19 protein-coding genes are annotated in these 21660 nt (G+C 73.2%); all 19 read left to right on the top strand.

Annotation, left to right across the window (positions count from 1 at the left end; translation table 11 throughout):
- Window positions 1-9 precede the first annotated feature (9 nt).
- The 19 genes from ACVCAH_RS29625 to ACVCAH_RS29535 all read left to right on the top strand — a co-directional run bounded on the left by ACVCAH_RS29625 (window position 10) and on the right by ACVCAH_RS29535 (window position 21421).
- On the top strand, window positions 10-810 hold the full coding sequence (locus ACVCAH_RS29625) for an ABC transporter permease (RefSeq protein ID WP_447139544.1): 801 nt from the start codon (window positions 10-12) through the stop codon (window positions 808-810).
- 11 nt (window positions 811-821) lie between these two features.
- A complete protein-coding gene (locus ACVCAH_RS29620; protein WP_447139523.1) occupies window positions 822-1631 on the top strand; it encodes an ABC transporter permease in 810 nt (269 codons plus the stop codon).
- 153 nt (window positions 1632-1784) lie between these two features.
- Entirely contained in the window at window positions 1785-2834 is a 1050-nt protein-coding gene (locus ACVCAH_RS29615; protein ID WP_447139522.1) for an LLM class flavin-dependent oxidoreductase, read from the top strand.
- The gene (locus ACVCAH_RS29610; RefSeq protein ID WP_447139521.1) at window positions 2827-3858 is read left to right on the top strand and encodes an LLM class flavin-dependent oxidoreductase; all 1032 of its coding nucleotides are present in this window, start codon (window positions 2827-2829) and stop codon (window positions 3856-3858) included. The genes ACVCAH_RS29615 and ACVCAH_RS29610 overlap by 8 nt, the downstream gene beginning before the upstream one ends.
- Window positions 3859-3909: 51 nt before the next feature.
- Window positions 3910-4605: an NADPH-dependent F420 reductase gene (locus ACVCAH_RS29605; RefSeq protein ID WP_447139520.1), complete on the top strand. Its 696-nt coding sequence runs from the start codon at window positions 3910-3912 to the stop codon at window positions 4603-4605.
- 159 nt (window positions 4606-4764) lie between these two features.
- Window positions 4765-5778 carry a YihY/virulence factor BrkB family protein gene (locus ACVCAH_RS29600; protein WP_447139519.1) on the top strand — a complete coding sequence of 338 codons (1014 nt, stop codon included), beginning with the start codon at window positions 4765-4767 and terminating at the stop codon, window positions 5776-5778.
- 359 nt (window positions 5779-6137) lie between these two features.
- Window positions 6138-7316, top strand: coding sequence for an ROK family protein (locus ACVCAH_RS29595; RefSeq protein ID WP_447139518.1), 1179 nt, complete (start codon window positions 6138-6140; stop codon window positions 7314-7316).
- Window positions 7313-8911 (top strand): sugar ABC transporter ATP-binding protein, encoded by a 1599-nt coding sequence (locus ACVCAH_RS29590; protein ID WP_447139517.1) that lies wholly within the window; start codon window positions 7313-7315, stop codon window positions 8909-8911. The genes ACVCAH_RS29595 and ACVCAH_RS29590 overlap by 4 nt, the downstream gene beginning before the upstream one ends.
- Complete coding sequence (locus tag ACVCAH_RS29585; protein ID WP_447139516.1) at window positions 8908-10035, top strand: ABC transporter permease; 1128 nt, start codon at window positions 8908-8910, stop codon at window positions 10033-10035. Before ACVCAH_RS29590 ends, ACVCAH_RS29585 begins: the two co-directional genes overlap by 4 nt.
- Before the next feature lie 125 nt (window positions 10036-10160).
- Window positions 10161-11216, top strand: coding sequence for a substrate-binding domain-containing protein (locus ACVCAH_RS29580; RefSeq protein WP_447139515.1), 1056 nt, complete (start codon window positions 10161-10163; stop codon window positions 11214-11216).
- 53 nt (window positions 11217-11269) lie between these two features.
- A complete protein-coding gene (locus ACVCAH_RS29575) occupies window positions 11270-12481 on the top strand; it encodes a Gfo/Idh/MocA family protein (RefSeq protein WP_447139543.1) in 1212 nt (403 codons plus the stop codon).
- 579 nt (window positions 12482-13060) lie between these two features.
- Complete coding sequence (locus tag ACVCAH_RS29570) at window positions 13061-14221, top strand: inositol-3-phosphate synthase (protein ID WP_447139514.1); 1161 nt, start codon at window positions 13061-13063, stop codon at window positions 14219-14221.
- Window positions 14205-15113, top strand: coding sequence for an SCO3242 family prenyltransferase (locus ACVCAH_RS29565; RefSeq protein WP_447139513.1), 909 nt, complete (start codon window positions 14205-14207; stop codon window positions 15111-15113). The genes ACVCAH_RS29570 and ACVCAH_RS29565 overlap by 17 nt, the downstream gene beginning before the upstream one ends.
- Complete coding sequence (locus ACVCAH_RS29560; RefSeq protein WP_447139512.1) at window positions 15110-16054, top strand: sugar phosphate isomerase/epimerase family protein; 945 nt, start codon at window positions 15110-15112, stop codon at window positions 16052-16054. Before ACVCAH_RS29565 ends, ACVCAH_RS29560 begins: the two co-directional genes overlap by 4 nt.
- A 134-nt stretch (window positions 16055-16188) precedes the next feature.
- The gene (locus tag ACVCAH_RS29555) at window positions 16189-16809 is read left to right on the top strand and encodes an EboA domain-containing protein (RefSeq protein ID WP_447139511.1); all 621 of its coding nucleotides are present in this window, start codon (window positions 16189-16191) and stop codon (window positions 16807-16809) included.
- Entirely contained in the window at window positions 16809-17675 is an 867-nt protein-coding gene (locus tag ACVCAH_RS29550) for a TatD family hydrolase (RefSeq protein ID WP_447139510.1), read from the top strand. Before ACVCAH_RS29555 ends, ACVCAH_RS29550 begins: the two co-directional genes overlap by 1 nt.
- The gene (gene eboE, locus ACVCAH_RS29545; protein WP_447139509.1) at window positions 17675-18859 is read left to right on the top strand and encodes a metabolite traffic protein EboE; all 1185 of its coding nucleotides are present in this window, start codon (window positions 17675-17677) and stop codon (window positions 18857-18859) included. The genes ACVCAH_RS29550 and eboE overlap by 1 nt, the downstream gene beginning before the upstream one ends.
- Window positions 18860-18935: 76 nt before the next feature.
- Window positions 18936-20357, top strand: coding sequence for an alkaline phosphatase family protein (locus ACVCAH_RS29540; protein WP_447139508.1), 1422 nt, complete (start codon window positions 18936-18938; stop codon window positions 20355-20357).
- The gene (locus ACVCAH_RS29535) at window positions 20354-21421 is read left to right on the top strand and encodes a polyprenyl synthetase family protein (protein WP_447139507.1); all 1068 of its coding nucleotides are present in this window, start codon (window positions 20354-20356) and stop codon (window positions 21419-21421) included. Before ACVCAH_RS29540 ends, ACVCAH_RS29535 begins: the two co-directional genes overlap by 4 nt.
- Window positions 21422-21660 lie beyond the last annotated feature (239 nt).

Raw genomic sequence — 21660 nt, 5'->3', positions numbered from 1 at the left:
CACGTGAGCGTGGCGCAACAGGCGCGGGAGCGGGCGCGACCGGCGCTGCCCCGGGTGCCGGCGCTCGCGGTGCTGGCGCACTACCTGGTGGGCTACCGGCGCACCTGGCGGGCCGGGGTCTTCTCCTCGTTCCTGCTGCCGGTGCTGACCGTGGTCGGCTTCGGGCTCGGCGTCGGGGCCTACATCGACCAGGGCGTCGACGGGGTGCCCTACCTCGACTGGCTGGTGCCGGGGTTGATCGCCTCGACCGCGCTGCAGGTGGCCATCGGCGAGTCGACCTGGCCGGTGTTCAGCAACTTCCAGTGGATCAAGACCTACTTCGCGCAGAGCGCGGCACCGCTGCGGGTGGCCGACATCCTCACCGGCCACCTGGCCTTCGTGCTGTTCCGGGTGCTCACCACGATCGCCGCATTCCTGGTGGTGACGGCCCTGTTCGGGGCGCTGCGCTCGCCCTGGGCGCTGGTCGTGCCGGCGGTGGCGGCGCTGCTCGGCCTGGCGGTGGCCGCGCCGACCTTCGCGTACGCGTCGGCGGTGGGCACCGACAGTTGGCTGGCCATGCTGTTCCGCTTCGCGGTCATCCCGATGACGCTCTTCGCCGGGGTGTTCTTCCCGGTCGAGTCGCTGCCCGAGGCGCTGCGCTGGGTGGCGTACGCGACCCCACTCTGGCACGGCGTCGACCTGTGCCGGGCGGCGACCCTGGGCGTGGCTCCGCAGTGGTCGGTCGCCGGCCACCTGCTCTACCTCGCGGCCTGGGCGCTCGGCGGCTGGCTGCTGGCCCACCGCGCGTTCCGCCGCAAGCTGGTCGTCTGAGGAAGGCTGTCGTGGTCACTCTCGTGCTGCCCCGGCTGGTCGACGTCTCCGCCGCCACCCGGCGGTCCGTGTCGGTCGCCGAGCGCAACGTCGCGGCGCTCAAGTCGGTCTACTGGCTGCTGCTCATCTCCGGCTTCGTGGAGCCGCTGCTCTACCTGCTCTCCATCGGGGTCGGGGTGGGCGCCCTGGTCGGCGACCTCACCATGCCCGGTGGGCAGGTCGTCTCGTACGCGGCGTTCGTGGCCCCGGCGATGCTCGCCTCGTCCGCGATGACCGGCGCGCTGGCCGAGACCACCTTCAACTTCTTCGGGAAGATGAAGTACATGAAGCTGTACGACGGGGTGATCGCCACCCCGGTGCAGCCGTTCGAGATCGCTCTCGGCGAGCTGGGCTGGGCGATGCTGCGGGGCAGCGCCTACTCGGCCGCCTTCCTCGGTGTGATGGTGGCGATGGACCTCACCACCGCCGCGCGGGCGCTGGTCGCGTTCCCGGGCGCGGTGCTGGTCGGCTTCGCCTTCGGAGCGCTCGGTATGGCGATCTCCACCTTCATGCGCAGTTGGCAGGATTTCGACCTGATGGGCTCGGCGCAGTTCACCCTCTTCCTCTTCTCCGGCACGTTCGTCCCGGCCGAGGCGTACCCGTCGGTGCTGCGCTGGCTGGTCGAGGTGACCCCGCTCTACCGGGCGGTGCACCTGATCCGGGGCGTCACCGTCGGCACCTCCGGCTGGTCGTGGCTGCCCGACGTGCTCTACCTGCTCGCCGTGATGGCCGTCGGGTTGCTGGTGGCTTCGCGCCGGATGGGCAGGTTGCTCTACAAGTAGGTGGTTCGCCGACGCCTGAGTCGTCGCCTGGTGTGTCGTCCGTCATGCCCTCGCCAATTGCTTGACTGGTCAAGGACGGAACATAATTGACGCGTCAAGTGCCTGGCCACGCGGCGGTGCGCGGCACCGCCAGGGCCGGCGCAGGAGGTAGTCATGACCACCGGAACCTTCGAACTGGGACTCGACTCGTTCGGTGAGGTCGCCACCGACGGTGACCGCGTCCTGTCCGACGCCGAGACCGTTCGGCTGATCGTCGAGGAGGCGCGGCTCGCCGAGTCGGTCGGCCTGGACGTGTTCAGCGTGGGTGAGCACTACCGCGAGGGCCACAACGACGCCGCCACACCGGTGCTGCTCGCCGCGATCGCGACGGCGACCGAGCGGATCGGCCTCGGCACCTCCGTCACGGTGCTGAGCACGAACGACCCCGTGCGGCTCTACCACGAGTTCTCGACTCTCGACGCGGTGTCGAACGGCCGCGCCCAGATCGTCCTCGGGCGCGCCTCGGCGACGGAGTCGTTCCCGCTGTTCGGCTACGACCTGGCCGATTACGAGCGGTTGTTCGAGGAGAAGCTCGACCTGTTCACGCGGCTCCAGCGGGAGGAGCGGGTCACCTGGTCGGGTACCGTCCGGAGCCCGCTGGTCGAGCAGCGGCTGCACCCGCGGATGCGGCCGGGAGGCATCCCGACCTGGATCGGGGTGGGCGGCAGTCCGCAGTCGGTGGTCCGCGCCGCCCGGTACGGGCTTCCCCTCATGCACGCGATCATCGGTGGGCGCCCGCAGCGGTTCGCCGGGAACGTGGAGCTCTATCTCCGTGCGCTCAAGCAGTTCGGGCACCCCGCGCAGCCGATCGGGCAGCACTCGCTCGGCCTCGTCGCCGACACCGACGAGGAGGCCGTCGAGACCTGGTGGCGGTACTGGCAACCGGTCGTGGCGCGCACCGCTGCCGAGCGCGGCTTCTACGCGCCCACCCGGCAACGCTACGAGGCCGAGCTCGACCGCGGGGCGCTCTTCGTCGGATCGCCCGAGACGGTCGCGCAAAAGATCGCCACCGTGGCTCGCGACCTGCGGCTGAGCCGCTTCGACCTCAAGTACGACATCATGCGCCTGCCCCGCGAGGCCCGCGCCCGCACAATCGAACTGCTCGGCCGCGAGGTCGCCCCGCGCGTCCGGGAGCTACTCACCCTGGAGGCCAGCCATGCCTGATCTCGAGTTCGGACTCGACACCTTCGGCGACGTCCCGCAGGACGACTCCGGTGCGCCGGTCTCCTACGCCGCCGCGATCCGGCAGGTCGTCGACGAAGCGGTGCTGGCCGAGCAGGTCGGCGTCGACGTCATCGCCCTCGGCGAGCACCACCGGCCCGAGTACTCCGTCTCGACCCCGGAGACCGTGCTGGCCGGCATCGCCACCCGCACCTCACGGATCCGTCTCGCCTCCGGGGTGACGGTGCTGAGCTCCGACGACCCGGTCCGGGTGTTCCAGCGCTTCGCCACCGTGGACGCGTTGTCGAACGGCCGTGCCGAGGTCATCCTCGGCCGTGGCTCGTTCACCGAGTCCTTCCCCCTGTTCGGCTACGACCTGAGCGACTACGACGTGTTGTTCGAGGAGAAGATCGAGCTGTTCGTCAAGCTGCTCGACGAGAAGCCGGTCACCTGGAGCGGCACCAAGCGCGCCCCGCTCGAGAACGCCGACGTCTTCCCGAAGACGGAGTCGGGGCGCCTCACCACCTGGGTGGGCGTCGGCGGCACGCCGCAGTCGGTCGTCCGCACCGCCCACTACGGCCTGCCGCTCATGCTCGCCATCATCGGCGGCCAACCGGGACGCTTCGCCCCCTACATCGACCTGTACCGTCGCGCGAGCGCACAGTTCGGCACGACAGCGCACCCGGTCGGCATGCACTCCCCGGGCTTCATCGCCGACACCGACGAGGAGGCCAAGGAGATCTACTGGCCGCACTACCGGATCATGCGTGACCGGATCGGCGCGCTCCGCGGCTGGCCGCCCATCCGACGGGCGGAGTTCGACTCCGAGATCGACCAGGGGTCGCTCTACATCGGTTCCCCGGAGACCGTCGCCCGCAAGATCGCCCGAGCGGTCAGCACCCTGGGCGTCTCCCGGTTCGACCTCATCTACACCGCGGGCGCCCAGCCGATCAGTGCGCGGCTGCGGGCCGTCGAGTTCTACGGCACCAGGGTGATCCCCATGGTCCGCGACATCCTCGCCGGCTGACCTGCCACTCGACAGCATCCGGCAGCGGAGAGAGAAGACCCGGAGAAAGACATGAACGACGTCGCCCAGCAGGGCCCACCGACCCTCGGCATCCTCGGCGCCGGCAAGGTGGGCACCGTGCTCGCCCGGCTCGCCCTGGCCGCCGGTTACCAGGTGCTCATCGCGGGCTCCGGCGACCCTGTGAAGATCGCCCTCACCGTCGACGTACTCACGCCCGGAGCGGTCGCCGTCACCGCCGCCGAGGCCGCGGCCCGCGCGGACCTCGTCATCCTCGCCCTTCCGCTCGGCAAGTACCGCACCATCCCGGCGGACGCGCTGCGCGGCAAGCTGGTCGTCGACGCCATGAACTACTGGTGGGAGGTCGACGGCATCCGCGACGACCTCACCGACCCGCGCACCTCGTCCAGCGCGACCGTCCAGGCCTTCCTGTCGGGGTCCCGGGTGGTCAAGGCGTTCAACCACATGGGCTACCACGACCTCGAGGACGAGGCCCGTCCCGCGGGCGAAGCCGGCCGTAAGGCCCTCGCGATCGCCGGTGACGACCCCGCCGACCTCGACACGGTCGCCGCGCTGGTCGACGCGCTCGGCTTCGATCCGGTCGTCGCCGGCCCCCTCGCGGCAGGCGTCAGTCTCGAACCGGGCACCGACCTCTTCGGCGCCAACGTCGACGCCGACGAGGTCCGCGCCAGGCTCGACCGGTTTCCGCAATCGGAACGCGGGCAACTCATCGCCCGCGCGCGTGCCTGAAGCCGGCACTCGCTGACAGGTGGTGGCCTGCCTGGTGGTGCCGCCGGGACGCCGGCGCCGGCGTCCCGGCGGATGAGCAGGTTGCGCCACCGCCAGGTGGTTAACCGGCCCCTGCCTCGGGGCATGTCGGGGGATGACGCCGACGACGAGGGAGGGGCGATGGCCGCCGACGAATCTTCCGCCCGCGAGGGGCGGGACCGTGCCGGGCCGGTCGGGCCGGACGAGGGGCCGGAGAGCCCCGCCCAGCTGCCGGGCACCGGATGGAAGGCGGCGCTGCGCCGCACGGTCCGGGAGTTTCAGGACGACAACCTGACCGACTGGGCGGCGGCGCTGACCTACTACGGCGTGCTCTCCATCTTCCCCGGCATGTTGGTGCTGATTTCCATCCTCGGTCTGCTCGGGCCGCGGGCCACCCAGGGGGTCAAGGACACCGTCAACGACGCGGTGCCGCAGGAGAACATCCGGGAGATCATCGACACCGCGATCGGCCAGGCCCAACAGAGCGGCGGGCTGGCCAGCGTGGCCGCGATCGTCGGTCTGTTGGCCGCGTTCTGGTCCGCCTCCGGCTACATCGCCGCGTTCATGCGCGCCTCGAACACCATCTACGACGTGCCGGAGGGGCGGCCGATCTGGAAGACGCTGCCGATCCGGATCGGCGTCACCGCGGTGATCGGGGTGATGCTGCTGGTCAGCGCGGTGATCGTGGTCTTCACCGGTGGCCTGGCCGAGACGGTCGGCGGGGCGATCGGGGTCGGCTCCACGGTGGTGACGGTCTGGAACATCGCCAAGTGGCCGGTGCTGCTGATCCTGGTGAGCCTGATGTTCGCCATCCTCTACTGGGCCTCGCCGAACGCCCGGCACGGCGGGTTCCGCTGGGTCAGCCCCGGCGGGGTGCTGGCCGTGGTGATCTGGCTGGTGGTCTCCGGCCTGTTCGCGCTCTACGTGAGCAACTTCGGCTCGTACAACAAGACGTACGGGGCGCTGGCCGGCGTGATCATCTTCCTGGTCTGGCTCTGGCTCAGCAACATCGCGATCCTGCTCGGCGCCGAGTTCGACGCCGAACTGGAGCGCAGCCGCGCGATCTCGGCCGGGCACTCGGCCGACGAGGAGCCGTACGTCGAGCTGCGCGATGACCGCAAGCTCCGCAAGAAGCGCAACGCCGGCCGCCGCTGACCCCCGGGCGCACCTGTCGCCCCGGATCGACTCCCTGCCCCGACAGGTTGATGCCTCAGAGTCATCAAAATGGCTCTGAGGCATCAACCTCGTCTCCGCATGTCTCCGGCCGCGCCCGGATGTCGGCCCGTCGCGGCGTTCCCGCTTCCGGAGGTTGACCGGCAGGTCGGAGCTGCGCGGATGTCCTCGCCAATCGGCGCTTCTTTTCTTGATCCACTATTAGCTTTTGTTCGGACGGACAAAAGTTGGAGTCAGATTGGCCGAAGCTCTGGACACGTGGCACGGAACGCTCCTACTGTGTCGGACACAACACCTCGGCGTTGCGCCGACGTGGACGAGCCCCTGAAGAGGTGAGCCCGGTGCGGACCGTCGACCCCCTGCACGTACGGCTGTTGCGGTTGCTCCGCGACGAGGGGGCGGTGTCCCGGGCCGAGCTGGCCGACCGGTTGCAGATGCCCCGTCCCCGCCTGCTCGCCGAGCTGGAACGCCTGGTCGGCCTCGGCTACGTCGCCGAGGCGGGGCTGGCCGCCTCCCGGGGCGGCCGCCGGTCCACTCTGGTGGAACTCAGCCCGCACCTGCGGTTCGCCGCGGTCGACCTGGGCGCCAGCTCGATCGACGTCGAGGTGGTCAACGGCCGGCTGGAGCCGGTCGCCGCGTACGCCGAACCGGCCGACATCCGCTCCGGCCCGAAGCTGATCCTGCAGCGGGTCAACGAGCTGCTGCACAAGGCCAAGGTGGACGGCGCCTACGAACGCCTCGACGCGGTCGGCATCGGCGTGCCCGGGCCGGTCAGCTTCCGCGACGGCGTGCCGGTCTCGCCACCGATCATGCCCGGCTGGGACCGCTTCCCGGTGCGCGAGCTGCTCACCCGCGAGCACGGCTGCCCGGCGGTGGTCGACAACGACGTGAACATCATGGCGATCGGGGAACGGCACGGCGGGGTGGCGCATTCGGTGGACGACTTCCTCTTCGTCAAGATCGGCACCGGCATCGGCTGCGGCATCTACCTCAGCGGCGAGGTCTACCGGGGCACCGACGGCTGCGCCGGCGACATCGGCCACATCCAGGTCGACTCGCACGGTCCGATGTGCTCCTGCGGCAACGTCGGCTGCCTGGAGGCGCTGTTCAGCGGCGCCGCACTGGCCAAGGACGCGACCGCCGCCGCGCGCAGCGGCGCCTCGCCCGCGCTGGCCGAGCGGCTGGCCGCCCGGGGTGAGGTGACCGCGCTGGACGTCGCCGAGGGCGCCGTCGAGGGGGACGTCACCTGCATCCAGTTGATCCGCGACGGCGGGCGGCGGGTCGGCGGGGTGCTGGCCGGGCTGGTCAGCTTCACCAACCCGTCGATGATCGTGATCGGTGGCGGCCTCGCCCAGCTCGGTCACATCCTGCTGGCCGAGATCCGCAGCGTGGTCTACCGCCGGTCGCTGCCGCTGGCCACCGGCAACCTCCCGGTCGTCCTGTCCGAGCTGGGGCCGCGCGCCGGCGTCGCCGGCGCCGCCGTGCTCGCCAGCGACGTGGCCTTCGGCGAGGCGTCATGAGCGAGCAGAGCGAGCAACCCGAGGAGGCCGTGGTGACAGATGCTCCGCTGGTCGAGGCGCCCGCCGACGCCGTCGCGGGCGAGGTGGTGCTGCGCCTCACCGACGTGGTCAAGACCTTCCCGGGCGTACGGGCCCTGGACGGGGTGCAGCTGGAGGTGCGCGCCGGCGAGGTGCACTGCCTGCTCGGGCAGAACGGCGCCGGCAAGTCCACCCTGATCAAGGTGCTCGCCGGGGTACACCGGCCCGACTCGGGGCAGGTCGAGTGGCGCGGCGAGCCGGTAACCTTCGCCAACCCACAGTCCGCCATGCGCGCCGGCATCGCCACCATCTACCAGGAACTCGACCTGGTCGAGGACCTCTCGGTCGCGGAGAACACCTTCCTCGGCCACGAGCCGCGCCGGTTCGGCTTCGTCCGCCGCGGGCACATGGCCCGGCGGACCCGGCAGATCCTCGGCCGGCTCGGCCACGCCGAGATCCCGCCCGGGCGGATGGTCCGCGCCCTGCCGGCCGCCGGCAAGCAGGTGGTCAGCATGGCCCGTGCGCTCTCGCACGAGGCACGACTGATCATCATGGACGAGCCGAGCGCGGTGCTGGCGCACGACGAGGTGGGCAACCTCTTCCGGATCATCCGCGAGCTGACCGCCCAGGGCATCGCGGTCATCTACATCTCGCACCGGCTGGAGGAGATCCGCGAGATCGGCGACCGGGTCACCGTGCTCAAGGACGGCCGGACCACGGCGGCGAACCTGCCGGCCCGGGACACCCCGACCCGCGACCTGGTCAGCCGGATGACCGGCCGCACCATCGAGTACGTCTTCCCGGACCGCCCCGACGCCGACGCCGGCGGCGAGGAGCTGCTGCGGGTCGAGGGCCTGACCCGGGCGGGGGAGTTCGCCGACGTCTCGCTCAGCGTCCGGGCCGGGGAGATCGTGGGCATCGCCGGGCTGGTCGGCTCGGGCCGTTCCGAGCTGCTGGAGACCATCTACGGCGCCCGTCGGGCCGAGGCCGGCACGGTCACCATGGCCGGCCGGGCGCTGCGTCCGGGCAGCGTGGGCGCGGCGGTACGGGCCGGCATGGGCATGGCCCCGGAGGAGCGCAAGAGCCAGGCCCTGCTGCTCGGCGAGCCGATCTACCGCAACGTCACGCTGGCCACCTTCGGCCGGTACGCCCGGTTCGGCTTCACCGACGTCGGGGCGGAGCGGGCCGAGGCGGACCGGATCGCGGCGAGCCTGGAGCTGCGGCCCCGGGACGTCCGCCGGCCGGTGCGCACCCTCTCCGGCGGCAACCAGCAGAAGGTGGTGGTCGGGCGCTGGCTGCTCGGCGACACCAAGCTGCTGTTGCTCGACGAGCCGACCCGGGGCGTGGACGTGGGCGCCCGGTCGGAGCTGTACCAGGTCATCCGGGGCCTCGCGGCCCGCGGCGTCGGGGTGCTGCTGGTCTCCAGCGAGGTGCCCGAGGTGCTCGGTCTGGCCGACCGGGTGCTGGTGATGCGGGAGGGGCGGGTCGTCCGCGAGGCCCCGGCCGGCGAACTCGACGAGAACACCGTGCTCGACCTCGTCATGGCGGGGTCCCTGATGGAAGGCGCACCGGCATGAGCGATGTGACTCCCACTCCCACCGCGGCGGCGCCGGAGCGGGCGGCGCAGCTGCCGGCACAGTCACCGCCGGTGGACCCGGCGGAGACCGCGGCGGCCGCCGAGAAGGCGACCACCGGCCGGCTCTCCTGGTGGCGCGGCGACGGCGGCGAGGGCGCCCGCCGCAACCTCGGCCTGATCGCCGTGCTGGCCGCGCTGATCGTGATCGGCGCGTTGACCCGCTCCGATCTCTACTCCAATCCGGACTGGGTGTGGGACAACGTCCTGAGCATCCTCAAGCTGGCCTCGGTGGTCGGCGTGGTCACCGTCGGGATGACCTTCGTGATCATCGGCGGTGGCATCGACCTCTCGGTCGGCGCGATCGTCGCGCTCGCCGGGGTCTGGTGCACCACGGTCGCCACCCAGAGCTACGGCGCCGGCGGCATGATCTTCAGCGCGCTCACCGTCGGGCTCGCGGTAGGCCTGGTCAACGGGCTGCTCATCTCGTACGGCCGGCTGGTGCCGTTCATCGCCACGCTGGCGATGCTGGTGGCCGCCCGCGGCCTGGCCGCCGAGATCTCCGACAAGCAGACCCAGGTCTCCGACAACACCTTCATCAACGGTCTGGCCAGCAACAGCCTGCTCGGCATCCCGCTGCTGGTCTACATCCTCGCCGCGGTGGTCGCCGCCGGCTGGGTGCTGCTCAACCGCACCACCTTCGGCCGGCGCACGGTCGCCGTCGGCGGCAACCCGGAGGCGGCCCGGCTCGCCGGCATCAACGTCAAGCGGCACACCGTGCTGCTCTACGCGCTCTCCGGGCTCTGCTGCGGGATCGCCGCCATCATGCTCACCGCCCAGGCCAACTCCGCCCAGGCGGCGATGGCGAACCTCTACGAACTGGACGCGATCGCCGCCGCGATCATCGGCGGCACGCTGCTCAGCGGCGGGCGGGGCACCATCATCGGTTCCCTGCTCGGGGTGGTCATCTTCGCCACCATCACCAACCTCTTCGCCATCAACGGCCTCTCCACCGAGGCCCAGAACATGGTCAAGGGCGGCATCATCGTCGCGGCCGTCCTGGTCCAGCAGGTCAAGTTCCGCAGCCTCACCCAGTTCCTGGGCCGCAACCGGGCCACCACCACCTGACCCACCTCCGCACCCGAGCTACGCACCATCCGGACCACCGGAGAGCCGGTGGCCGGGCCCCGCACACCCTTTTTCCCTGCACGCGAACCCCGTTCCCTCCACCACCGCGAACACAGGAGGTCGTCATGACCCAGCACAGTCGCGACCTGTCGCGCCGCCGACTGCTCTTCGGCGGGGCTGCCGTGGGCGCCGGCGTACTTCTCGCCGGGTGCACCAGCAACGAGGAGCAGCCGACCGAGGCGCAGACCAAGGCGGCCGGCGCGCCGGGCGGCAACAGCGAGCCCGGCAAGCGGGTGACGATCGGCTTCTCCGCGCCGGCCGCGGACCACGGCTGGATCGCCGCCATCACCAACAACGCCAAGGCGCAGGCCGGGACGTACTCCGACGTGGAGTTCAAGACGGTCGAGGCCGGCGCGGACGCGGCGGCCCAGCGGGCGGCGCTGTCCACCCTGATCTCGCAGAAGCCGGACGTGATCGTGCTGCTGCCGCACGACGGCAAGGAACTCAACGCCTTCGGCCTGGAGGCGATGACCGCCGGCATCCCGGTGGTCAACCTGGACCGGGCGTTCCCGGACGCGCGGGCCTACCGGCTGCAGATCAAGGGCGACAACTACGGCATGGGGGTGGCCGCCGCCACCTACATGATCGCGCAGTTCAAGGCGAAGGGCGTCAGCAACCCGGTGATCGCCGAGATCGCCGGCATCGACTCGCTGGAGCTGACCCAGGAGCGGTCGAAGGGCTTCGCCGACACCCTGACCGCGGCCGGCTTCCGGATCGCCAACCGCCGGGCGGCGGAGTTCACCGCCGACTCGGGGCAGCGGGAGGCGTCGCAGCTGCTCCAGGCGCTGCCGAAGATCGACGCGCTCTGGAACCACGACGACGACCAGGGCATCGGTGTGCTGGCCGCGATCAACCAGGCCAACCGCAAGGAGTTCTTCATGGTCGGCGGCGCCGGCTCGAAGAAGGCGATGGAGGACATCCAGGCGGACAACACCGTGTTGAAGGCGACGGTCACCTACAGCCCGTCGATGGCATCCTCGGCCATCTCGCTGGCCCGGCTGATCGGCCAGGGCCGGGGCATGTCCGACCTGGTCGAGCTCCAGGTGCCGAAGGAAATCATCCTCGCCTCCGAGACGATCACCAAGGAGAACGCGAGCAACTACCTCAAGCTCGGGTTCTGACACACGGGGGGAGACCCACCTTGTCCACGACAGACAAGCAACTGCGGGTCGGCATGGTCGGCTACGCGTTCATGGGCGCCGCGCACTCGCAGGCGTGGCGCACCGTGAACCGGGTGTACGACCTGCCGGCGCGGGCCCGGATGGCGCTGATCTGCGGCCGGGACACCGGGAAGGTGGCCGACGCCGCCGACCGGCTCGGCTGGGCGGCGTACACTACGGACTGGCGTGACCTGGTCAGCCGGGACGACATCGACGTGGTGGACGTCTGCACGCCGGGCGACAGCCATGCCGAGATCGCGCTCGCCGCGCTGGCCGCCGGCAAGCACGTGCTGTGCGAGAAGCCACTGGCCAACACGGTCTCCGAGGCCCGGGAGATGGCCGCCGCGGCGGCCACCGCCCAGGCCGCCGGGGTGCGGTCGATGTGCGGGTTCAACTACCGCCGGGTGCCCGCGGTCACCATGATGCGGCAGCTGATCGCCGACGGACGGCTCGGGGTGATCCGGCACGTCCGGGCGACGTACCTGCAGGACTGGATCGTGGACCCGCAGTTCCCGCTGGTCTGGCGGCTGCAGAAGGACAGGGCGGGCTCCGGCGCGCTCGGCGACATCGGCGCGCACATCATCGACCTGACCCAGTTCGTCACCGGGCAGCGGATCACCGGCGTCAGCGCGGTCACCGAGACCTTCGTCAAGGAGCGGCCACTGCCCGCCGGGTCGAGCGGGCTCGCGGCCACCGTGGACGGCGCGGGCCCGGTCGACGGGCACGGCTCCGTCGACGGGCACACCCCGGCCACCGGCCCGGTCACCGTCGACGACGCGGCGGTCTTCGTGGCCCGGCTCGACGGCGGCGCGCTGGCCACGTACGAGGCGAGCCGGTTCGCCACCGGCCGCAAGAACGCGCTCCGGGTGGAGATCAACGGTTCGCTCGGGACCGTGGTCTTCGACCTGGAACGCCTCAACGAGCTGGAGTTCTACGACGCGACGCGACCCACCGCCGAGCAGGGCTTCACCCGCATCCTGGTGACCGAGGGCGAGCACCCGTACATGTCGGCGTGGTGGCCGCCCGGCCACATCATCGGCTACGAGCACTCGTTCACCCACCAGATGCGGGACTTCATCGAGGCGATCGCCACCGGCGTCGACCCGGCTCCCTCCTTCGCCGACGCGTTGCAGGTCCAGCTGGTGCTGGACGCGGTGACCCGGTCGGCGGAGCTCGGCTCCTCGTGGACCGAGGTGGAGCCGGCGCTGGCCCCGGTGGCCGCCTGAGCCACCTTTGGGACCGACCGGCGAGGGCCCGGCCGCGGTTTGCGCCCCGCGGCGGGGACGAGGTCGTTCCCGGAGGACGTGCAGCCGGGCCGTACGGCCCGGTGGCGCACGAGCAGGACGGTCGTCCGGTGCGGCCGGACCGGGATTCCCCGGCCGCACCGGAGGACCGCCACCAACCCGGCGATCCGGAGGACCAGATGGCATTCCCACCCGCTTCTGCCACCCCCGTCGACCGTTCCCGCCACCGCTGGCGGTCGGCACCCCGGGCATCGACCGTCCCGGCGGGCCGCGCCGGCTGAGACGTCCGGCCGGAGCGCGCCGTCGCTCCGACCGGCCGGATGCGGGGGAGGCAGGGTCGAGACGCCGACCGACCCTGCCTACCAGCCCCGTCCGTCCGGCCCGCACCGGGAACCGGTCCGGCGCCGTTGCCGCCGACTTCGACGCCGGCCGGTCAGCTCCACCCGAGGTGGACGGCCGGACGGGGCCATCCGCTCCGCCGAAATTCGATCTTCCGAATTACCAGAAATATCTATATAATTCGATTTACGGCCAGTTCCTCCTGACCCGGGAAGGAGCACCATGCGTACAGGTGTCTGGCTGGTGGGGGCGCGCGGCTCGGTCGCGACCACCAGCATCGTGGGGGCGCTCGCCCTGCGGGCCGGCCTGGCCGGCCCCACCGGCTGCGTCACCGAGCTGGCCGAGCTGCGGGGCCCCGCCCTGCCGTCCTTCGCCGACCTGGTCTTCGGCGGTCACGACGTGGTCGCCACCCCGCTGGCCAAGCGGGCCGAGGCGCTGGCCGCCGCCGGGGTGCTGCCCGGGCGGCTGGTCGCCGCCCTCGCCGACGAGCTGGCCGGGGTCGAGCGGGACCTGCGTCCCGCCCCGGCCGGCGGCAGTCAGGCCGACCGGGCCGCCGCCACCGTCCGTGACCTCGACGACTTCCGCCGGCGGCACGAGCTGGACCGGGTGGTGGTGGTCAACGTCTCGGCCACCGAACCGGTCGCCCGGCCGCACCCGGCGCACGCCGACCCGGCCGCGCTGCGGGCCGCGCTGGCCGGCCCCGACGAGGTGCTGCCGCCCAGCTCGCTCTACGCGTACGCGGCGGTGACGGCGGGCTGCCCGTACGTCGACTTCACCCCGTCCACCGGGCTGCGGCTGCCGGCGCTGCGCGCGCTGGCCGACGAGCGCGGCCTGCCGTACGCCGGGCACGACGGCAAGACTGGGGAGACCCTGGTCAAGTCGGTACTCGCCCCGATGTTCGCGATGCGGCACCTCGCGGTGCGCTCCTGGTCCGGGGTGAACCTGCTCGGCGGCGGCGACGGCGCCACGCTGGCCGACCCGGCCGCCAACGCCGCCAAGGTGGAGAGCAAGCAGCGGGTGCTCGGGGAGACCCTCGGCTACGAGCCGCAGGGCGGCACCCGGATCGAGTACGTCGAGGACCTCGGCGACTTCAAGACCGCGTGGGACCTGGTCACCTTCTCCGGTTTCCTGGGCACCGGGATGCGGCTGGAGTTCACCTGGCACGGCTGTGACTCCGCGCTGGCCGCGCCGCTGGTGCTCGACCTGGCCCGGCTCACCGCCGCCGCGCACGCGGCCGGGCACCGCGGGCCGCTGGCCGACCTGGCCTTCTTCTTCAAGGATCCGCTCGCCGCGCCCACCCACGCGCTGGCCGAGCAGTGGAACCGGCTGCGGGAGTTCACCCGCCGGCTGCACGCCGGAGGCAGCGATGCCCAGCCCGGCTGACCTGGCGGAGCTGGTCCGCGCGCCGGCCGCGCTCTCGGTCCCCGGGGACGTGCTCGCCGGGGCCGCGGCGGCCGGCACGCTGGGCCGGCGCACCCCGGCCCTGGCCGGCGCCTCGGTGCTGCTCTACTGGGCCGGCATGGCCGCCAACGACTGGGCCGACCGGCGGCTGGACGCGGTCGAGCGACCGGAGCGGCCGATCCCCAGCGGCCGGGTCAGCCCGTCCGCCGCGTTCGGCCTCGCCGCCGGCCTCACCGCCGCCGGGCTCGCGCTGGCCACCGCCGCCGGCGGCCGGCGCGCCGCCGCTGTCGCGCTGCCGCTCGCCGCCACCGTCTGGGGGTACGACCTGGCGGCCAAGAACACCGCCGCCGGGCCGGCCGTGATGGCCGCCTGCCGCGGGCTGGACGTGCTGCTCGGCGCGACCGGCGGGCGGCTGCGCCGGGCGGTGCCGGCGGCGGTCACCGTGGCCGCGCACACCTGGACGGTCACCGCGCTGTCCCGCCGCGAGGTCAGCGGCGCCGACACCCGGCTGCCGCTGCGGACGCTGGCCGGCACCGCCCTGGTCGCGGCCGCCGCCGGGGTCGGCCCGGCCCGTGGCCGCCCCGAGGGGGACAGTCAGGGAAGCGCCGCCCCGACCCGGCGCGCCCGGGTCGCGGCGGCCCTGCCGGCCGTGCTCGCCGGCTGGTACGCCGCCCGCTACGGCCGGGCACAGGCGCGGGTGGTCGCCGATCCCTCGGCCGGCCGGGTGCGCGCCGCGGTGGGCGCCGGGATCACCGGGCTGCCCGCGTTGCAGGGCGCGCTCGCCGCGCGTTCCGGCGCCGGGCTGCTCGGGCTGGCGGTGGCGGCGGCCGCGCCGCTGGGCCGCCGGCTGGCCCGGAAGGTCTCCCCGACATGACCGCCCGCCCCGATCCCGCCCCCGCGGCCCCGCCGCGCGCCACCGACCTGCGGTTCGGCTACGGCACCAACGGGTTCGCCAACCACCCGCTCGACGACGCGCTCGCGGTGATCGCCGACCTCGGCTACACCGGCGTCGCGCTCACCCTGGACCACGACCACCTCGACCCGTTCGCGCCCGGGCTGACCCGGCGGGTGGCCGCCGTCGGCCGCCGGCTGACGGAGCTCGGCCTCGCCGTGGTGATCGAGACCGGGGCGCGGTACCTGCTCGACCCCTGGCACAAGCACGCGCCGACGCTGCTGCACGACGACCCGACCCGGCGGGTGGAGTTCCTGCGCCGGGCCGTCCGGATCGGCGCCGACCTGGGCGCCGAGGCGGTCTCGTTCTGGGCCGGCGTACGCCCCGAACCGGTCGCCCCGGCCGCCGCCTGGGACCGGCTGGTCGCCGGCTGCGCGGTGGTGGTCGACGCCGCCGACGCGGCCGGGGTGCCGCTCGGCTTCGAGCCCGAGCCGGGCATGCTGGTCGAGGACATCGCCGGCTGGCGCCGGCTGCGCGACGCGCTCGGCGGGCCGGGCGTCTTCGGCCTCACCCTCGACATCGGACACTGCCGCTGCCTGGAGCCCCGCTCGGTGCCGCAGTGCGTCCTCGACGTGGCCGAGCACCTGGTCAACGTGCAGATCGACGACATGCGCCGGGGCGTGCACGAGCATCTCGAGTTCGGCACCGGCGAGATCGACTTCCCGCCGGTGCTGCGCGCCCTCGCCGACGCCGGCTACCCCGGCCTGGTCGCCGTCGAGCTGCCCCGGCACTCGCACGCCGCACCCGCCGTCGCGGCCCGCTCGATCGACTTCCTGCGCGCCGCCGCCCAGGCATCCACCGGTGCCCTCTGCTCTGCATCCACCGACGCGACGCCGGCCTGGAAGGCCCCGGTGCGTATGTAGGTGCAGAGCAAAGGGGGTCCGGAGGGTGTCACCGGGCCGGCGCGCCGGCGGTTGGCGGCGCTGCCGCCGGGCCCTGCGGGCAGCCACGGCGAGACCGCGCAGGCTCCACCGGAGCGGCGCCGAGGGGAGGCAGGATGACACCGGATCGACTGCGGGCTGCACTGCGCGAGGTGCCCGATCCCGACTGGCTGGCCGAGGCCCTGCGCCGGGTGGCCGCCGAGCCGGACAGCATCGGCCGCTGGTTCCCGGCCGCCGGCCGGCGTTGCGGCCGCCACGAGCTGGCCGACCTGCCCGGCTGGACCGCCGACGAGGCGGCCCGGGTGCTGTTGCTGACCACCCTGCAGGCCCACCACGCCGAGCACGCCGACGCTCTCTACCGGCACGGCGACGCGGCCGAGAAGCGGGCCGTACTGAAGGCGCTGCCGCTGCTGCCGATCGGCACGGCCGGGGTGCCGCTGCTGCACGACGCGATCCGCACCAACGACACCCGACTGGTCGCCGCCGCCCTCGGCCCGTACGCCCGGCACCTGGACCCGGCGACGTGGCGGCAGGCGGTGCTCAAGTGCGTCTTCACCGGCGTGCCGCTGGCCGTCGTGGCCGACCTTGACGGCCGCGCCGACGCCGAGCTGGCCGCGATGCTGGCCGCCCTGGCCGCCGAGCGGCACGCCGCCGGCCGGAGCATGCCGGCCGACGCCACCGACCTGCTCGACCGGCTCACCGCCGGCTCCGGCCGACCCACCGCCAGGGAGGCGTGATGCGCATCTTCGACCCGCACATCCACATGACCTCACGCACCACCGACGACTACGAACGGATGGCCGCGGCCGGGGTACGCGCGGTGGTGGAGCCGGCGTTCTGGCTGGGCCAGCCCCGCACCAGCGCCGACTCGTTCGCCGACTACTTCGATTCGCTGATCGGCTGGGAGCCGTTCCGGGCCGGCCAGTTCGGCGTCCGGCACCACGCCACGATGGCGCTCAACCCCAAGGAGGCCAACGACCCGCGCTGCCGCCCGGTGCTCGACCTGCTGCCGCGCTATCTGGAGAAGGACGGCGTGGTGGCGGTCGGCGAGATCGGCTACGACTCGATGACCCCGGAGGAGGACGACGCGTTCGCCGCCCAGCTCGCCCTCGCCGTCGCGCACGACCTGCCGGCGCTGGTGCACACCCCGCACCGGGACAAGGCCCGGGGCGTCGAGCGGAGCCTCGCGGTGGTCGCCGAGAGCGGCATCGAGCCGGGCCGGGTGGTGCTCGACCACCTCAACGAGGTGACCGTGAAGCTGGTCCGGGACACCGGCTGCTGGCTCGGCTTCTCCATCTACCCGGACACCAAGATGTCCCCGCCCCGGATGGTGGAGCTGCTGCGGTCGTACGGGACGGAGCGGATGCTGGTCAACTCGGCGGCCGACTGGGGCCGCTCCGACCCGTTGCTCACCCGGGCCACCGGCGAGGCGATGCTGCTCGCCGGGTTCAGCGCCGACGACGTCGACCGGGTGCTGTGGCGCAACCCGGTGGAGTTCTACGGCCAGTCCGGTCGGCTCGACCTGACCGACCTCGACCTCGCCGACGTCGACCCGCCCACCGGCACGTACGCCGGCAACTCGATCCTGCGCGGGGGCAGCTGATGCGGCTGCGGCACGCCGGCGGCACCACCGTCCACCTCGGCTACTGCACCAACGTGCATCCCGCCGAGGAACTCGCCGGCGTCCTCGCCCAACTGGACCGCTACGCCCTGCCCGTCCGGGAGGCGCTCGGCACCGACCTGCTCGGCCTCGGGTTGTGGCTGGCCGCCCCGGTCGCCGCCGAACTGGCCGCCGACCCCGCGGCCCGCCGCCGGCTGCGCGCCGAACTGACCGCCCGCGGGCTGGAGGTGGTCACCCTCAACGGCTTCCCGTACGCGGCCTTCCAGGCCCCGGTGGTCAAGGGCGACGTCTACCACCCGGACTGGACCACCGGGCGGCGGCTCGGGTACACCCTCGACCTGGCCCGGGTGCTGGCCGACCTGCTGCCCGACGACGCGGCCCGGGGCTCGATCTCCACCCTGCCGCTGGCCTGGCGGCAGCCCTGGGACGCCACCCGGGCGGACGCCGCCCGCCGCCGGCTCGACCAGCTCGCGGCCGGTCTCGCCGCCGTCGAGCGGAACACCGGCCGGCCGATCCGGGTCGGCTTCGAGCCGGAACCCGGCTGTCTGGTGGAGAGCACCGGGCAGGCGGCCGGGTTACTGTCCGGTATGGACACCGACCGGCTCGGCGTCTGCCTCGACCTGGCACACCTCGCCTGTGCCTGGGAGGAGCCGGCCGAGGCGCTGGCCCGGCTCCGGGCCGCCGGCCTGCCGGTGGTGAAGGTGCAGGTGTCCGCCGCCATCGAGGCGCCGGACGCCGCGACGCCCGCGCTGCGCCGCTGGGTGGAGCCGCGCTTCCTGCACCAGACCCGTGCCGCCGGCTGCGCGGGCGCGGCCGACCCGGCCCACCCGGCCCACGCCGCGGACGACCTGGACGCCGCCCTGGACGCCCGGCTGCCCGGGGCCTGGCGGGTGCACTACCACGTGCCGCTGCACGCCCCGCCCGAGGAGCCGTTGGGCTCGACCCTGCCGGTGCTGCGGGCAGCGTTGGCCGCGCTCTACGCCGGGCCGGAGGCCGGCTGCGACCACCTGGACGTCGAGACGTACACCTGGGGGGTGCTGCCGGAGGCGCGGCGGCCGCGCACCGACGCGGAGCTGGCCGCCGGCATCGCCGCCGAGCTGGCCTTCGCCCGCGACGAACTGGCCGCGCTCGGCCTCGCCCCGTTGAAGAGCGAGGTGCCGGCATGAGCGAGCGTCAGCGAGCGAATCATCGACACAGTGTCGGGGTGCCTCATGGCGGCGCCGAGCGAAGCGAGGTGCCGGCATGAGCAGGCGACTGGTGGTGCTGGACGTGGTCGGGCTGACCCCGCGGCTGCTGGCGCACATGCCACGGCTGCGCGCGGTCGCCGACGCCGGGTTCCGCGCCGAACTCGGCACGGTGCTGCCCGCGGTGACCTGCTCGGTGCAGTCGACCTTCCTCACCGGGGCGCTCCCCGCCGAGCACGGCATCGTCGGCAACGGCTGGTACTTCCGGGATCTCGGTGAGGTGCTCCTCTGGCGGCAGCACAACGCCCTGGTCGGCGGCGAGAAGCTCTGGCAGGCGGCCCGCCGGGCCGAGCCTGGCTACACGGTGGCCAACGTCTGCTGGTGGTACGCGATGGGCGCGGACGTGGACTGGACGGTCACCCCCCGCCCGGTCTACCACGCCGACGGGCGCAAGGACCCGGACTGCTACACCGACCCGCCGGAGCTGCACGACGTCCTGACCGAACGGCTTGGCACCTTCCCGCTCTTCACCTACTGGGGCCCGGGCGCCGGGCTGGCCTCGTCGCGGTGGATCTGCCGGGCGGCCGAGCAGATCCTCGCCGACCAGGCCCCGGACCTCACCCTGGTGTACGTCCCGCACCTCGACTACGACCTGCAACGCTTCGGCGCCTCGTCGCCCCGGGCCGCCGCCGCGGCGGCCGAACTGGACGCGGTGCTCGGGCCGCTGCTGGACGCCGCCGCGGCCCGGGACGCGACCGTGGTGGTGCTCTCCGAGTACGGCATCACCGACGTCTCCCGCCCGGTCGACGTCAACCGGCTGCTGCGCGCCGAGGGGCTGCTCCGGGTGCACACCCAGGCCGGGATGGAGTACCTCGACCCATGGACCTCGCGGGCGTTCGCGGTCGCCGACCACCAGGTCGCGCACGTCTACGTCCGGGACCCGGCCGACGTGCCGGCGGTGGCGAAGCTCTGCGCCGGGCTGCCCGGGGTGGCCGAGGTGCTCGACGCCGACGGCAAGGCGGCGCACGGGCTGGACCACCCGCGCGCCGGCGAGCTGGTGCTGGTGGCCGAGCCGGACGCCTGGTTCACGTACTACTACTGGCTCGACGACGACCGGGCGCCGGACTTCGCCCGGCTGGTGGAGATCCACCGGAAGCCGGGTTACGACCCTGCCGAGCTCTTCTTCGACCCGGCCGCGCCGGCCGCGGCGAAGCGGCGCGCCGCGGTGGCGCTGGCCCGCAAGAAGCTCGGCCTGCGCTACCTGATGAGCGTGGTCGGGTTGGACGCCGGTGCCCGGGCGGTGCGCGGCTCCCACGGGCGGCTGCCGGCCGACCCGGCGGACGCCCCCGTGCTGCTCTGCTCCGACCCGGCGGCGGCCCGGGACCGGATCGCCGCCACCGAGGTCAAGGCGCTGCTGCTGGAGCTGGCCGGGCTGTCGCCGGCGCGGCCGGCGGGCGAGCCGGAGGGGGATGCGCCGTGACGGTGACCGTGGCACCGACCGACACGAGCGGGCTGCGCGCCCGGTTCGACGCCGAGTTGGCCGCGTTCCTCGAACGGCAGGGCCCGGAGTGGCCGGACGGCGCGCCCCGCGGCGTCTTCACCGCGCTGCACCGGTTCGTGCTGGCCGGCGGGAAGCGGCTGCGCCCGCTCTTCTGCTACTGGGGCTGGCGCGGCGCCGGCGGCGCGGACGGCACCCCGATCGTGATCGCCGCCGCGGCGCTGGAGCTCTTCCACGCCTTCGCGCTGATCCACGACGACATCCTGGACGGCAGTGACCGGCGCCGCGGCGAGCCGTCGGTGCACCGACTCTTCGCCGACCTGCACGCCCGCTCGTCCTGGCGGGGCGACCCGGAGGCGTACGGCCGCAACACGGCGCTGCTCTGCGGGGACCTCTGCGCCGCCTGGTCGGACCAGATGTTCCACGAGTGCGGGCTGAGCACCGAGCAGGTGCACCGGGGGTACGCGGTCTTCGCGCTGATGCGCACCGAGGTGATCGCGGGGGAGTACCTCGACCTGGTCTCCGGGGTGGGCGACGGGTCGGTGGCCAGCGCGCTGACGGTGATCCGGATGAAGGCGGCCCGCTACACGGTCACCCGGCCGTTGCAGATCGGCGCGGCGCTGGCCGGCGCCGGGCCGGAACTGCTCGCCGCGCTGGCCGAGTTCGGCGACCCGCTCGGGGACGCGTTCCAGCTCCGCGACGACGTGCTCGGGGTCTTCGGCGATCCGGCGGTCACCGGCAAGTCGGTCCTGGACGACCTGCGGGAGGGCAAGCCCACGGTGATGATGGCGCTGGCCCGCAGTGCCGCCGACCGGGCGCAGACGGCCCGGCTGCGGGAGCTGTTCGGCAATCCGGCGCTGGACGCCGACGGCGCGGCCGAGCTGCGCGGGATCATCGAGAGCACCGGCGCCCGCGAGCGGATCGAGCAGATGATCCGGGTCCGGGCCGACGCCGCGCTGACCGCGCTGGCGAGCGCCCCGCTGGACGGCGAAACGCGGGCCGCGCTCGAGGGCCTGGCCGGCCAGGCGGTGAACCGCCGGCTCTGAGCCCCGCGAGTCAACTTTCGCACGGATCGACGAAAGTCCATTCTGGATCCGCAGAAGGTGTGGACACATCGATGCCCACGATTTAATGTCGTGCCCAACACGAACCTGTTTCGTCGAGGTGAACCGGCGGCGCGGTAACCCATCGACTGGTGACCTCCGAGACGTGGCCCCACCGACCGGTGGTCACGGCCGGCCGGAATCGGCACCCGGCGGGCCGCCGCATCCCCCGCTACGGCATC

Source organism: Micromonospora sp. LZ34 (assembly GCF_052981855.1).
This window is presented reverse-complemented; position numbering and strand designations above follow the sequence as displayed.

Coding starts and splice junctions, on each gene's coding strand:
- ACVCAH_RS29615 (WP_447139522.1), top strand. CDS start 1,785: ATGACCACCGGAACCTTCGAACTGGGACTCGACTCGTTCGGTGAGGTC.
- ACVCAH_RS29610 (WP_447139521.1), top strand. CDS start 2,827: ATGCCTGATCTCGAGTTCGGACTCGACACCTTCGGCGACGTCCCGCAG.
- ACVCAH_RS29605 (WP_447139520.1), top strand. CDS start 3,910: ATGAACGACGTCGCCCAGCAGGGCCCACCGACCCTCGGCATCCTCGGC.
- ACVCAH_RS29600 (WP_447139519.1), top strand. CDS start 4,765: ATGGCCGCCGACGAATCTTCCGCCCGCGAGGGGCGGGACCGTGCCGGG.
- ACVCAH_RS29590 (WP_447139517.1), top strand. CDS start 7,313: ATGAGCGAGCAGAGCGAGCAACCCGAGGAGGCCGTGGTGACAGATGCT.
- ACVCAH_RS29585 (WP_447139516.1), top strand. CDS start 8,908: ATGAGCGATGTGACTCCCACTCCCACCGCGGCGGCGCCGGAGCGGGCG.
- ACVCAH_RS29580 (WP_447139515.1), top strand. CDS start 10,161: ATGACCCAGCACAGTCGCGACCTGTCGCGCCGCCGACTGCTCTTCGGC.
- ACVCAH_RS29575 (WP_447139543.1), top strand. CDS start 11,270: ATGGTCGGCTACGCGTTCATGGGCGCCGCGCACTCGCAGGCGTGGCGC.
- ACVCAH_RS29570 (WP_447139514.1), top strand. CDS start 13,061: ATGCGTACAGGTGTCTGGCTGGTGGGGGCGCGCGGCTCGGTCGCGACC.
- ACVCAH_RS29565 (WP_447139513.1), top strand. CDS start 14,205: ATGCCCAGCCCGGCTGACCTGGCGGAGCTGGTCCGCGCGCCGGCCGCG.
- ACVCAH_RS29560 (WP_447139512.1), top strand. CDS start 15,110: ATGACCGCCCGCCCCGATCCCGCCCCCGCGGCCCCGCCGCGCGCCACC.
- ACVCAH_RS29555 (WP_447139511.1), top strand. CDS start 16,189: ATGACACCGGATCGACTGCGGGCTGCACTGCGCGAGGTGCCCGATCCC.
- ACVCAH_RS29550 (WP_447139510.1), top strand. CDS start 16,809: ATGCGCATCTTCGACCCGCACATCCACATGACCTCACGCACCACCGAC.
- eboE (WP_447139509.1), top strand. CDS start 17,675: ATGCGGCTGCGGCACGCCGGCGGCACCACCGTCCACCTCGGCTACTGC.
- ACVCAH_RS29540 (WP_447139508.1), top strand. CDS start 18,936: ATGAGCAGGCGACTGGTGGTGCTGGACGTGGTCGGGCTGACCCCGCGG.